Annotated in this window: 10 protein-coding genes; 8 read left to right on the top strand and 2 right to left on the bottom strand. The window is 70.0% G+C overall.

The window, feature by feature from the left end:
- The first annotated feature begins 151 nt into the window (after window positions 1-151).
- From GA0070614_RS02425 to GA0070614_RS02405, 5 genes are all read left to right on the top strand, one after another.
- Window positions 152-2,020, top strand: a complete 1,869-nt coding sequence (locus GA0070614_RS02425; RefSeq protein ID WP_088974451.1) for an Hsp70 family protein — start codon at window positions 152-154, stop codon at window positions 2,018-2,020.
- A 49-nt stretch (window positions 2,021-2,069) separates the two neighbouring features.
- Window positions 2,070-4,046 (top strand): AfsR/SARP family transcriptional regulator, encoded by a 1,977-nt coding sequence (locus GA0070614_RS31380; RefSeq protein ID WP_157744893.1) that lies wholly within the window; start codon window positions 2,070-2,072, stop codon window positions 4,044-4,046.
- Between the two features lie 224 nt (window positions 4,047-4,270).
- On the top strand, window positions 4,271-7,093 hold the full coding sequence (locus GA0070614_RS31375) for a BTAD domain-containing putative transcriptional regulator (RefSeq protein ID WP_157744892.1): 2,823 nt from the start codon (window positions 4,271-4,273) through the stop codon (window positions 7,091-7,093).
- Window positions 7,090-7,977 (top strand): DUF2637 domain-containing protein, encoded by an 888-nt coding sequence (locus GA0070614_RS02410; RefSeq protein WP_088974448.1) that lies wholly within the window; start codon window positions 7,090-7,092, stop codon window positions 7,975-7,977. Before GA0070614_RS31375 ends, GA0070614_RS02410 begins: the two co-directional genes overlap by 4 nt.
- 61 nt (window positions 7,978-8,038) lie before the next feature.
- Window positions 8,039-8,989: a DUF7710 domain-containing protein gene (locus GA0070614_RS02405; RefSeq protein WP_157744891.1), complete on the top strand. Its 951-nt coding sequence runs from the start codon at window positions 8,039-8,041 to the stop codon at window positions 8,987-8,989.
- 137 nt (window positions 8,990-9,126) lie between these two features.
- Here GA0070614_RS02405 and GA0070614_RS02400 read toward each other — a convergent pair whose 3' ends face one another.
- Window positions 9,127-9,759: a maleylpyruvate isomerase N-terminal domain-containing protein gene (locus tag GA0070614_RS02400; protein WP_231933483.1), complete on the bottom strand. Its 633-nt coding sequence runs from the start codon at window positions 9,757-9,759 to the stop codon at window positions 9,127-9,129.
- A gap of 274 nt (window positions 9,760-10,033) precedes the next feature.
- Between GA0070614_RS02400 and GA0070614_RS02395 the strand changes: the two genes are divergently transcribed.
- A complete protein-coding gene (locus tag GA0070614_RS02395) occupies window positions 10,034-10,978 on the top strand; it encodes a hypothetical protein (protein WP_197701401.1) in 945 nt (314 codons plus the stop codon).
- A gap of 14 nt (window positions 10,979-10,992) precedes the next feature.
- A complete protein-coding gene (locus GA0070614_RS31370) occupies window positions 10,993-11,127 on the top strand; it encodes a hypothetical protein (protein ID WP_269459468.1) in 135 nt (44 codons plus the stop codon).
- A 104-nt stretch (window positions 11,128-11,231) separates the two neighbouring features.
- Here GA0070614_RS31370 and GA0070614_RS02390 read toward each other — a convergent pair whose 3' ends face one another.
- Window positions 11,232-11,507 (bottom strand): hypothetical protein, encoded by a 276-nt coding sequence (locus GA0070614_RS02390; RefSeq protein WP_157744890.1) that lies wholly within the window; start codon window positions 11,505-11,507, stop codon window positions 11,232-11,234.
- 810 nt (window positions 11,508-12,317) lie between these two features.
- On the opposite strand from GA0070614_RS02390, the gene GA0070614_RS02385 reads away from it, so the two are divergent.
- The gene (locus tag GA0070614_RS02385; protein ID WP_197701400.1) at window positions 12,318-13,076 is read left to right on the top strand and encodes an AraC family transcriptional regulator; all 759 of its coding nucleotides are present in this window, start codon (window positions 12,318-12,320) and stop codon (window positions 13,074-13,076) included.
- Window positions 13,077-13,163 lie beyond the last annotated feature (87 nt).

Here is a 13,163-nt window from a genome sequence, read left to right as displayed (position 1 = left end):
GCCAGCCAGACATTCCCGTTAACGGCCGTGCAATTCACGCCAGTCCAGCGGCCCGAGGACCACAGGACAGGACAGCCTCCGACGCCGATCTCACCAGCAGTACAGCATTCACGGATGACGTGAATGTGAGCCTCATGTTTGACTGAGATCTATGCAGGCGGAGCAGGCGCGACTGGCGATTGACTGCGGTGGCGCCACTACGACCGCAGTCCTGGCGTGGCCGGACGGCACCTGGAGGCCGTTGCTGTTCGACGGCGAACCGGAGCTTCCCAGCGCGGTGCTACTCACGCCTGCGGGGGACACGCTGACCGGCCACCGGGCATGGCAGGCGGCTACCAGCACCCCGGACCGGTTCGTTCCGGCCCCGCGGCACTCGCCCGAACAGCAGCGCCTGAGCATCGCGGACACCGAGGTAGACGTCCTCGATCTGATCGCGGCGACGCTGCGCCGGGTCGCCGAGCAGGCGCAGATCACAGGCGGACTCCCGGTGGAGGATGTGCGGCTGGTGGTGCCCGCCGGGTGGGGACCGCGACGTCGTACCCGGCTGCGACACGCCGCGCACCGCGCGGGTCTTGCTCAGCCACGGCTGATCGAAGCCCCGATCGCGGTCGCTGGACACCTGTTGGCGACCGGGGCGCAGCTTCCCGTCGGATCGTTCATCGCCGTCTGCGATGTCGGTGCCGGCGCCGAGGTCAGCGTGCTGCGCCGTGGATCTGCCGGGTTCGAAGTCCTCGCCACCTTGGCCGACCCGGCAGCCGGCGGCACGACGATCGACGACGCGCTCACCGCCGCTCTCGCCACCCCCGGAAGCGCAAGCAGCGGAGACGGGGCCCGATGGGGGTTGCTGGCCAGCGTCCGGGCCGCGAAGCACGCCCTGGCCGACCGCGCCGCCGTCACGGTGCCGCTGCCGGACACGTCGGCTGTCGTGCTCACCACGGCGGTGCTGCACGAGGTCGCCCGTCCTGTCCTTGACCGCGTCGCCCACCTGGTGAAGGAGACGATCGCGGCGGCGGAGATCAGCGTGCACGACCTTGCCGGCGTGTACTGCGTCGGCGGCGTCGCTCGGCTACCGCTGCTGACCGAGGTCCTCACAGAGGCCCTCGGAGTCACCCCGATCGTGGTCGCAGATCCGGCTATGGCGGCGGTGCGAGGCGCCGCCGACGCGGGTGCCGCCGGGCCGGGGCCTGTGGCGGCGCCGCCCGAGGTGCCGGTGCCGCCGGTGCGGCGGGCAGCGGCCATCGCGGTACCCGGGTTCGTGTCCCTGGGCCTGATCTCCCAGTTCCTGCTTACCCCGGAGTGGCACGGCAGCCTGATGTACCAGGAGGCGCTGCTCAACTGGGGGGAGCTGGCCATGGCCGCGGTGTTCGCGTTGATCGCCGCCCTCGGCGCCGGCACCGTTCTCGCCTCCACCCTCGCCGCCCGCAACACCCCCGGCAACGCACCTATGGGCAGTGCGGGCTCGCAGACGGGCACCGGCATCCTGGCGTCCGCATCCTTGGGCGTGGCCGTTGCCGGCATGTACGCCGTGGTCGGCAGCCTCTACATCGGCTACCCCGCCAACGGTTTCCTTCGGTGGGCGCTGCTGCCGATCGCGCCGACCGTGGCCGTCGCCGCCGTCATGGCCCTGATCGCTGTCCGGCAGTGGCGTGTCCCTGTCGGCGGCTGGTCGCAGCTGCTCGCCTTCCCGACCGGAACGGTGATCACCGCCGGCGCCGGCATGGCGCTGATCCAGTACTCGCTGGTTGCCGACCGGTGGCCGCACCTGGTGCTGTGGATCGACCTCGCCGGACGCGTCGGCGGGCTGCTCCTCGGCGTCGGCACAGTACTGGCCGTGGTGCGCCAGCCGATCCTGCGGCTGATCCTCGGCGCGCCACTGACGGTCATCACCGCCGCCCTGGTCAGCTGGCAGGCCACCGGCATCCTCGGAGTGATCTACGCGATCGCCGTCGCCGTGTGGTGGCTGCGCCAACTGTGGTCTGAGCTCCTGCGCCCCGACATCCCCGCACGCCCGCTCCGATGAACAGCCCGGCCGCTTCTTGCACGCAGGCCACGGTGGGGGAGGGGTGGCGGTGAACTGGCCGCGCCGGGTGATGAGCGCCGTCATCGTGCTGGCGGTGCTGACGGTACCGCCGTGGCTGCTGGCCACCCTCGCCGGACCCCCGCTACCCGGGTGGCCGAGCAGCGCACAGCTGCGCGACTGGATCGCCGACCCGCTGACCCGCCGCACCCTCACGGCAGGACTGACCACCGCAGCCTGGATCCTCTGGTTCACTCTGGCCTACACCGTCGCGGTGTCCACCGCCCGCAAACTGCAAGCCGGTGCCCGCTGGCTGAGCCGCGTGCCGCTGCCGACGCCATGGCAGGCCGCCGCCACCGGTATGGCCGGCGCCGCCGCCCTCACCGCCGCCCACACTCCCACCGCAGAGCCTCCCGCCCCTGCCACCCCCGTCTCCACCGGCGACCAGCACCGGCACATCCCCGACACGACACGGACCCACTCCGGTGAGGGCGTCACCGTCGAAGGCGGCTGGCTACCCGACGAGACCGCCCAGCAGATCACCGCCGCAGCGGCGCTGCTGTGGCTACGCCGCCGCCGCACCTACCAACCAGGCCACCCCGCTGATTCGTCACCACCGACACCGCTGCCCGCCACGGTCACCGCCGTGCAAGCCGCCACCGCCCACCCTCCGGAATCCACCCCCACCGGCACGGCCGTGCCGCACCTACCAGCCGCAGGGGTGGCCCTTACCGGCGACGGCGCCACCGACGCCGCCCGCGGTGTCCTCATCACCCGACTCCTCGCCGCGCTGCACCACCCACCCGACACCACCAGCATGCTCATCACCCGCGCCGCCCTCACCACCCTCGTCGGCGCCATCGAGGCGGACAACATTCCAGGGCTGCGCGTCGTCGACACCGTCGAGCAGGCCACCACGCTGCTCTCCTCTCACGCACACCTGCCAGCCGCACCCGACGGCGACGCCGAGCCGCCGGAGCTCGTGCTGCTCATCGACCCGGCAACCGCCGCGACGGCAGGCCGGCTGATCGCCTCGACCGTGAGCCAGGCCCGCGTCGTCACCTTCGCGGCTACCGAGTTCGGTCACACCTGGCACGTCGACCGGCACGGTCACACCCGCGACCAGCAAGCCGGCCAGCCCGGGCCTCGTCTGTGCGTCCTCGACCGCACCGCCGCCACGGACCTGCTCACCGTCCTCACCCGCCCCACCACCGAGACACCGCACGACAGCTCTGACCCTGAGCTGTCCCTGCCACGCACCGCCAACAGCCTGCGCATTCCCCGCCAACCCGCCAGGAGCGCTTCACGCCCACCGGCACCGCCGGCGCCCGCACCACCCGTCGCCCGGCTCCAGGTCCTCGGCCGCCCCGCCCTGATCATCGACGGGCAACCCGTCACGATCCGCCGCAGCGCCGCCCTCCAGGTACTGGTTCTGCTCGCGGTGCACCCCGAAGGCGCCACCACCACGCACCTGGTCCACGCCATCTGGCCCGGCCTGCCCGCCCACACCGTCACCGGCCGCCTCTACACCACCCTCAGCGACCTCCGCACCGCCATCCGCGCCGCGACCCCCACCGCGCTCGTCGATCACACCGACGACCGCTACCACCTGAACCCCCACGCCGTGGACGTCGACCTGTGGCGACTGCACACCGCCGTCCACCACGCCGCCACCACCCTCACCGACCCGACACCCGCCTGGCAGACAGTCATCGACACCTACACCGGTGACCTCGCCGCCGGCCACAGCTGGACGTGGATCGACCCGCCCCGCGAAGCCACCCGCCGCCTCGTCCTCGACGCCTACACCCACCTCGCCTCCACGCAATCCGACCCCGAGCACCGACTGCGGCTCCTGCAAGACGCGATCCGCGTCGACCCCTACAACGAGCCCATGCACCGCCTCGCCGCCGAGCACCTACGCGCACAGGGCGAACCCGACGCCGCTACCCGACTGCTGCACAGCCTGCAGCAGCGGCTGCACGCCGCCGGTATCGCCGACGGACAACCGGCACCCACCCCACGCTGACCGGCCCCGCGCACGCCACCGACGCTGCCTCCCGACCCTGCCCGCCGCCTGCAAGCCCAGGCGTAGCGCTGACCTGCCGGTGTGAGGTCGGGTAAGGCCGTGTGAGCCCCTGTCAGCCGCCATCCCGGACTCGCGCTGCCGCGCCGGCCATAGCGTCACGGCATCCTCATCACCCCGATGGCAGCCCCGTCGCTGCGGTCGGGCATCGCGAGATCGGAGGCCAGGTGACACCCCGAACAGCACGCACCGCCGCGATCACCACCACCCTCCTGCTCACCACAGCGGTGCCGGTACTGCTCGCTGCCACCGACACCTGGGCCCCGCAGGTGCCCTCACCTCACGCCGTGCGGCAGTGGATCGCCCGACCACTCGACGCCCGTTTCGTCGTCGCCCTCACGGCAACCGCAGCCGCGACGTTGTCGTTGCTGCTGATCACCGTCGTGCTCACCCACGCCTACACCACTCTCGGCCGCCGGCTGCACTGGGCCGGCCACATCCGCGCTCCCGGTCCGCTGCAAGGCATCACCGCAGCCGTGCTCGGCGCCACAGCCGTCACCACCGCCACGACGGGCACCGCCCACGCCGATGCGGCTACCACCTCCAGCACCCCCGACCTGCCCTCCGCCGCGCCGAACACCGCCGCACCCGCCGCACAGGACCGAGGCCCCGCCCCTTCCAAGGAAGCAACCCCCGCCACCTACAGGGTGCAGCGCGGCGACAGCCTCGCCCGCATCGCCGCACGCACCCTCGGCGACGCCGGCCGGTGGCCGGAAATCTTCGCCCTCAACCGCGGCACGCACTTCCCGCATGTCGGCGGCACCCTGCGCGACCCCAACCTCATCTACCCGGGCTGGACCCTCACCCTGCCCACCAACACCACCCCAACGCCTGCGCCCGAGCGCTCCACCGACACCACGCCACCGCAGCACCCGGATCCTGACGAGCCACCCGCACCGGCCATCCCCGACGCGACACCCTCCTCCGCCGCGCCGACGCACACCCCGGCGCCTAGCGTCAGCCCGTCCTCCCACACCAGCGCACCGTCTGACACGGCACAACCCACGACCCAACCCGAGACAGGCGACTCCGACGGCAGAACTCAGCGGCCCGCCCGCGGTGTGTCACTGCCCAGCGGCAGCTGGGTCAACCTCGGCCTGGCCCTCGCCATCACCGCCGCCGTAGCGCTGCTCTGGGCCCACCGCCAACACCGCTACGTCCCCCGCACGCCCTCCACCCGAGCACACCCCACGGACGCCGATCCGGCACCGATGCCCCGAGTGGTCGACCACATCCGCCGCGGCCTCCACCACGTCACCGCCCAGACCGATACACCCCACATTGGCGAAGGTCAGTCTGCCGACCCGGACACCAACCAGCGTCCGCCCCACGCCGCCGACGCCCCGCACGATCACCAACCGGAGCATCGCGACAACGACCTCGACCACCCCGACAGCGTCACCACGTCGACGGCTTTCACCCGCGACGACCCGCAGTCACCGCCATGGCCGACGGCAGGACTCGGACTGACCGGCCCCGGCGCCGCACCCGCCGGCCGCGGGTTCCTCACCGCAGCCTTCGCCACTGCCAACACCGATCACCCGGACGCACCAACCCACGTGATCATCCCGGCGGCCACCGCAGCGTCCCTGCTCGACACCGACCCCACAGACCTGCCCCGCACACCACGGCTGACCATCACCGCCACCCTCGACGACGCCCTGACAATCCTCGAAGCCCAGGCGCTGCACCGCACCCGACTCCTGCAGCACCACGACATCGACACCATCACCCAACTACGCGCCACCGACGCACACGACGAGCCCCTCCCACCCGTGCTGCTAATCGCCAACCCCACCAGCAGAGATACCGCCCGCACCGCCGCCCTGCTCAGCCAAGGCCACCACCTCGACATCCACGGCCTACTGCTCGGCACCTGGCCCACCGGCGACACCGTCACCGTCGCCACCGACGGCACCACCACCCCCGCCGACAACCCCACCCGGCACGGCCCTCACCCCGCCGACATCGGCCGCTTCGCCGTACTCAACCCCGCCGAGACCGTCGCGCTCCTCACAACCCTGACCGAAACCCACGCCAGCGCACCACAGGCGCCCGCTCCCACCGACGCTGCACCCCAACCGGATGCCAGCAGCACCGCACACGCAGCGACCAGCACCCCACACGGCGTCGGCCTCGACGACAACAGCCCTCTCCTGCCAGTCACCACGCCTGAGCCGGACGAGCCCACCACCGGCAGCACCGAACCCGAGCGCCGTGCCGACCGAGTGACGGTGACAGTGCTCGGCAAGCCCGCCATCATCGATGCCGACCCCCAGCGCCACCTCCGCGCCAAATCCATGGAACTACTGGTCTATCTGGCCGTACGCGACGGCAACGCCTCCACCGAAGCGATCCTCGACGACCTGCTGCCCGACGCCCCCGCCAGCAAAGCCCTGCACCGCCTGCACACCTACATCTCCGACCTCCGCGCCGCGCTACGCCACCACGCCGGCCCCGGCACCTACCTCACCCGAAACCAGCACCGCTACCAACTCCACCCCGACCGCCTCGACATCGACCTGTGGCGCATGCGCGCAGCGATCCGCACCGCCGACACCGCCGGCACACACCACGAACGCGTCAAAGCCCTACGCCGCGCCGTCGAGACCTACCAACCTCTCGCCGACGGCTGCGACTACGAATGGCTCGAACCGTATCGCCACACAGTGCAACGCGAAGCCCTCGACGCCGTCGCCGCACTACTCGAAGAACTCACTGAGCACCCCGACCAACAGGCCACCGTCTGCGACACCGCCCTACCGCACCACCCCTACACCGAAGCGCTCTACCAACACGCGATGCGCGCCCACGCTCGCCTCGGCCACCCCGACACCATCCGCGCGCTCCGCCGCACCCTGACCCGACGCCTCGCCGAGATCGACACCGAACCCACCGACGACACCCTCACCCTCGCCGACCAACTCATCGCCGACATCCGCCAACCCCGGCGAACCCCGCAGTCCTCCAACAGCGAGGCGCCGGCATGAAACCCGCAGCGAACACCCCCGACCCGAGCCCCACCGCTGTTGGCGACATCGCCGCCCAGGGCAAGCATCTGCGGCGCCTGCGGTGGGCAGTTCGCGCCACCCTGGCCCTCGGCGTGGCCGCATCGGTCGCCGCGAACGTCCTCCACGCCCACCCCAACCCGATCAGCCAAATCATCGCCGCATGGCCGCCCCTGGCGCTGATGCTCACCGTCGAGCTGATCTCCCGCGTCCCCCACCACCGGCGGCTCCTCGGCGCCATCCGTATCACCGCAGCCGCCACCATCGCCATCATCGCCGCCTGGGTGTCGTACTGGCATCTGGTCGGCGTCGCCTCCCGCTACGGCGAGAATGACAACGGCGCCGCATACCTGCTACCCATCTCCGTCGACGGACTCGTCATCGTCGCCAGCGTCAGCCTCGTCGAAATCACCGCCCGCATCCGCGCCGCCCCAACCACCAGCGTGGCGCCCACCGCCCCTGCCGCATTCCGACCAACCGCCGCGTCGCCTGCACGCCGACGGCCCTCCGCCGCCGTGCCCGTTCCAGGCCCGTCTGCCGTACGTGGCAAGCACTCAGCCCTCACCAGCGGGAAGGGCACAGGCAGCGGTGCGGGGATGACGCCGAAGGCACAGAATCTTGGCCCTCCACCAGCGGACACCGACTCAGATGAGCAGGCCGGCCGACAGGACGACACGCAGGCGCAGAACGTGCCGACCACGACCGCCGCGGCGGTGGCCTACTGGCGACAGCGTGACCCCGCCCTACACCCGGCGGAGGTCGCGGCGCGGATCGGCAAGTCCGAACGAACCGTGCGCCGCCACTGGCCGCCACGAACCACAACACGCCGGACCAGCGGACATCCGCGCCATCAACCTGCGCAATGACACCCCGACTTCACAGCCTGGCCTCCGAGAATCGGCCGTTGGAGTGCCATGATCGGCGGCGATGAGCAGCGATGACGATTCCAAGTTTGTTCTCAGTGAGGCACGTCGACATCATCTGGCGCAAGTGAACGGTGTGCTCCGTCGCCCCGGCATGTACGGCAGGGACGAGATGGCCGAACGGCTTCTGCTGGAGGCAATGGCTGCCGTGGATGGAAGCCTGGATCGCTGGTGGGCGGAGTGCGAGGGACTACGCGAACGCGAGGCGTTCGCCGCGACGGGTGTCATGGGTGCCTACAGCAACATCCTGCCGGCTGATGCCCTGCGTGATGCCACGGCCTCCGTCTACGCCGAGATCGCCCATCGCCTCCGCTGGCTTGAGCTGGATCGGGCGTTGTCGGAGGCGGAGTCTCACCAATTGAGCACCGGCGTCGGCGGGTGGGTGAGGCAGGACCGGACGCTGTCCGAGGTCGTCGAGACGTTCGGGCCCCCGTCGCTGTGGATCGGCGGAACTAACCCCTTCTACCCCAAGACGCTTGCCTACACCGCGGCCGATCCCGACCACAACCTGATCTGCTTCCACCTGTGGAATACCTTCTCGGACACCGCAACCGAGACGGAGCTACGCGGCGTGCACCCCGAACCCGTGGTTCTCGGCGTGCGTCATCGACCAGGCACCTTTCCCGACTCGTTCTCGTTCACGCCCGAGGGCTTGCACCGCAGGCCCAATGGTGACCAGCGGAGCCCGCTCAGGTCGACCGCCTGGATCTTCCACGGTGACCGCGCCCGATACGCCTCCGGCCTGTTCGACACCTTGGACGCCGGCCTCGTCTGGGCGGCCGAGCACCAGGTGACCGGAATCCTGGCCGAGTACGCCCACGGGGGCGCCTACGACGTCGCGGTCAGCGAGGGCCGCTTCACGCCATCGAGAGCGCACCACGGCACCGCCGACCACGTCGCCGCCTTTGGTCCGGGGTTGCGTCACATCCACCTGACCGAAGGCCGTCGGGATTGACAAGCGTCCGCTCCTGCCGCTGCCCGCGTTGCGCAGCGTGACGGATAGCTCCGTGCCTGAGGCTGCCGGTACTACCGATGAAGTGCCGCGAGCCGGTTGCGGCCGCAGTGTCGACGGATCGACTAACCTCGGGCGGGTCACGGCTGCCGTGGCGTGATAGTCCAGCGCCACGTGCCCACATCGCCGAACCGTCCGGTGTGCCGCAGCAGAACGCCCGTGGGATGTCGCCCCGTCGGCGCGTCCGGGACCAGTCTTGCCAGGACTGCCGCACTCAGGTCCGCGGGCGGCCGCCACTTCACTCGCAGACCCTGGGTGATGTCGTAGGTGTGGATGAGGATCTCGGCGACTCCAAGTGCTGCGAATCCGCTGGCGTCGCACGGGCCGAAGTGCCAGGCCCGCGTGTCCGGCCCGGTGGCCCGTAGTGCCGCAGCAAGCAGCCCGCCGCAGGCGTCAACGGCCGCGAGTACCTCCGACGGCATGGCGTCATCGCGGATCACCAAATCCAGCGGCAAGTAAGCATCCTGTGCCCGGCCTGCCAGCTGAGCCGCGTAGGCGAGCAGGTCATGACCAATGTGGGCCAGCGTCTCCCGGCAAGTCCAGTCAAGGTTACCGGCGAGGACGGACCAATCGAGGGCCACCAGCGGCCCAAGAGTCTCGATCATCACCTGTACGGCCTGCTCTAGGTCATCTGCGTCCACGTCGAGCATCGTGGCACTGCCGGAATGCGTGCGCACCGCCGCGCGAACGGTAGCGATTTCGAACATCCGCATCTGCCCCTGGTCGCGCACTACCGGCCGTCGTGGGTGCTGTCTCGGTCCACGGCTGTCATCATGGTCCGTCAGCCTCTCGGCGATCCGGCGATGTGGTCCCGACGCGGCAGTACCGACGGGCTGGGCGAGGTCGGGTCCAGCCGGAGAGGCCTCCTTCGAGGCTGCATCGGATGGTGGGCACCCACAGCAGCCGGAAAGCGGGGCCGACAGACCTGCGGCGGCGGCTTGTTCAGCGAGTCCTCGGGAAGTCGCCGGAAGCCCTAGGCTTCGCGATGTGATCCGCCACTACCACCCGGGCGTCTTCCACGTGGCTCGTGAGCTCTTTGACGAGCTGCGCCAGTACTCCGGCAGCGCCGCCTTCCGCGACGTGCTGGTGCCGTGGACCGAGAAGCGCGGACAGATGATCGTCGAACTGCTGGCGCCGCTGGCTCGGTACGGCGACTGGCGACGCGAGGAATACCGCTGGGCCGACCCACTGGAGCAGGCATACGCCCTGAGTCGGGTCAACGATGTGCTGCTGCTGGGTTTCCAGCCGGCACTGCCAGTAGGCGCAGAGCTGCCATGGGCCCACGACCTGCACATGGGTATTCAGTGGCCCACAGTGACGCTCGGCGAATACCGATCCTTCTTCACCGATCTTGCGATGACCCTCGTTGACGAGCCGGACTTCGATCCGTTCCTGCACGAGATCGTCGCGGTCGAGCCGGCCGACGATCCCGGTCACCCAGTCGAGATCGTCGAAAGCTTGTGGCCGGCGGTCATGCACGGCGAGTTGCTGTTCTCGCGGTCCGGTGTACGGGTGCGCGGCGGCGCGCAGCATGTCGTCGCCGGAATCGCCGACCGTGCCCCCCTCGACGACGTATTTCTCCGGCGGTATCGCGATACGTATGACGCTTCGCTCGGATGGGGGCACAACTCTCAGTGGAAGACCGACTTCCGCAGGGACTACCGCACGCCGACGGCCGATCATCTGAATGTCGACGGAGAGCTCGACATCGATAAAGAGTCCGGTCTTGATCCTGAGTTGAAGTCCGCGATTCGCGACGTCATCCGCGATCGATACGCATGCCCCCAGGCTGAGACACGAATCGGCGAACGAAACGACGTTCTTGCCTCGGATTACCGAGTGACGCTTCCGCGCAATCGCTCTTCAGCAGACACAGGACGAAAGACCACCAGCGCGGTAACAACCGGCCCGCCCACGCGTCGATCAGCCTGAGCATCATCCAGCAGATGTTGGCCGCGATCGGCACCGCCATGCTCTCGGTGATCCTGTTCCACGAGGTGAACACCCGCCCGCCGGCGGCCTTGGCCGACGCCTACGGCCGACGATCCGGCGGGCGCTCGTGCTGCGTACGCTGCCCCTGATCCCGGCGCTGCTGCGGCCCGGCCCGTCCGGAACACGCTGATGCCTCAGTGCGGGCGCCGCAGCGCTCGCCCCGGCCGCTCACGTTCCCGGCCGACCGGCCCGGTCAGCGGCCGGGTGGTGGCTCGTCGAACAGGACGGACCACTGCCGCTCGAAGTACTGCCTGATCGAGTGCCGGTAGGCGTTGATGTACTGCTGCGTGGCCGCGCGGCCGCCGCCCCGCTCGGGCAGGTCGGGCATGACGTGCGGGCCCGAACTGCGCAGATCCTGCAGGGTCTGGCCGAGGGCCTTGCGGTACCGCCGGATCAGGTCGCGCAGGCTTGTCACCTCGGCGCTCTCCCAGGGGGGCGGCGTTCCGCCCTCGTAGCGATCCGAACTCACGCCGGACCGGATTAGCGGTCAGCTCCTCTAGCCCGTCTGCCATACGCGCCAAGCCTTCAACCCTCACCAGCGGGAAGGGCACAGGCAGCGGTGCGGGGATGACGCCGAAGGCACAGAATCTTGGCCCTCCACCAGCGGACACCGACTCAGATGAGCAGGCCGGCCGACAGGACGACACGCAGGCGCAGAACGTGCCGACCACGACCGCCGCGGCGGTGGCCTACTGGCGACAGCGTGACCCCGCCCTACACCCGGCGGAGGTCGCGGCGCGGATCGGCAAGTCCGAACGAACCGTGCGCCGCCACTGGCCGCCACGAACCACAACACGCCGGACCAGCGGACATCCGCGCCATCAACCTGCGCAATGACACCCCAACTTCACAGCCTGGCCTCCGAGAATCGGCAACATCAGCGCCAGCGCGACGAGGCGCAAACAAAAGAAGGGACGATTTTGGCTCTCGACTGGGCCGGTGCGTTGGTGCAGGGGGAGCGTCCCGAGTCAGGCACAGCCGGTCGTGCACCGCGTCGTGCCAATGCTCGACGGGATGAGTGCAGGCACCTGCGCGCCCTGGATCGCCGTGAGCCGGACGACGGACTTAGCGAGATTCACAGGAACGGCCCATCAACCTGGACGTTCCGATCCCGATGAGCCGGCATCCGCTTCTAGCCGATGAGCGGACGTTGTGGTCCGGAGCCTTTTGAGGTGTCACATACCATCGTGGTGTGCGATCTGTCGAGCCGGCCTGTGTCGGTTTGCCTGCTTGGGATATCGCGGTCCCCTCACGACCGGGCCGGCTGGCAGGGGCCACTATGGCGGGGTTCAGCGATCGGGCGGACACTCTGGTCGAGGTTGAAGTTGTGCCGCACCCCGCGCTCATGGTGATCTTCGACCTCGGTGACCAGCCGCTTGTCGTCGACGACGGCAGGGGCCGGCAACAGCGAGGTTGCGTCACCGCCGGACTCGCGCCTGCCCATGGTGCTCGGGGACGGGGCCAGGCCGGAAGCTTCGCGTGCCTTCAGGTGCGGTTGTCGCCTGTGATTGCGCACGCGGTCCTGGGCGCGGCGTCGGAGCTGAGCGGGGCCGTGACAGCCCTCGACGACCTCTGGGGGAGCGAGGCCGCACGGATCCAGGAGCGGCTGCGCGCCGCCCGATCCTGGGACGATCGGTTCGCGATTGCCGAGGTAGCGCTGGCCCGACGTCATGACGCGGGCCGTGCGGTCGATGCGGAAGTCGCCTTTTGCTGGAGGCGGATGGTGGCCGGCCGTGGGCAGGTGCGGGTCGAGCGGCTGGCGGCCGAGGTCGGATGGAGCCGTAAGCGGCTGTGGTCCCGGTTCCGGTCCCAGATCGGTCTCACTCCCAAGCGCGCCGCCCGACTCATCCGGTTCGATCATGCGGCTCATCGCCTCGCCGCGGGCCACAGTGCGGCAGAGGTGGCGGCGGACAGCGGCTACGCCGACCAGTCCCACCTGCATCGCGACGTCATGACCTTCACCGGGGCGACGCCCGCGACCGTGGCAAACGCGCCGTTCCTCGCCGTTGACGATGTCGCTTGGCCTGCCCGGCCCTGACGCCAGTCCGTTGAAGTCTGTGCCTGACATTCGTCCAATCCACCGGCAAGCACCGCCTGTGACAGTGAGCTCATAGCGTCTGCATCC

It is taken from the genome of Micromonospora coxensis (genome assembly GCF_900090295.1).
In the GTDB taxonomy this organism is placed as follows: domain Bacteria; phylum Actinomycetota; class Actinomycetes; order Mycobacteriales; family Micromonosporaceae; genus Micromonospora; species Micromonospora coxensis.
This window is presented reverse-complemented; position numbering and strand designations above follow the sequence as displayed.

What these genes read in the sequence shown, in the direction of transcription:
- GA0070614_RS31370 (WP_269459468.1), top strand. Translation starts at nt 10,993, where the DNA reads ATGTTGGCCGCGATCGGCACCGCCATGCTCTCGGTGATCCTGTTCCAC.
- GA0070614_RS02405 (WP_157744891.1), top strand. Translation starts at nt 8,039, where the DNA reads ATGAGCAGCGATGACGATTCCAAGTTTGTTCTCAGTGAGGCACGTCGA.
- GA0070614_RS02425 (WP_088974451.1), top strand. Translation starts at nt 152, where the DNA reads ATGCAGGCGGAGCAGGCGCGACTGGCGATTGACTGCGGTGGCGCCACT.
- GA0070614_RS02385 (WP_197701400.1), top strand. Translation starts at nt 12,318, where the DNA reads ATGGCGGGGTTCAGCGATCGGGCGGACACTCTGGTCGAGGTTGAAGTT.
- GA0070614_RS02410 (WP_088974448.1), top strand. Translation starts at nt 7,090, where the DNA reads ATGAAACCCGCAGCGAACACCCCCGACCCGAGCCCCACCGCTGTTGGC.
- GA0070614_RS02400 (WP_231933483.1), bottom strand. Translation starts at nt 9,759, where the DNA reads ATGCGGATGTTCGAAATCGCTACCGTTCGCGCGGCGGTGCGCACGCAT.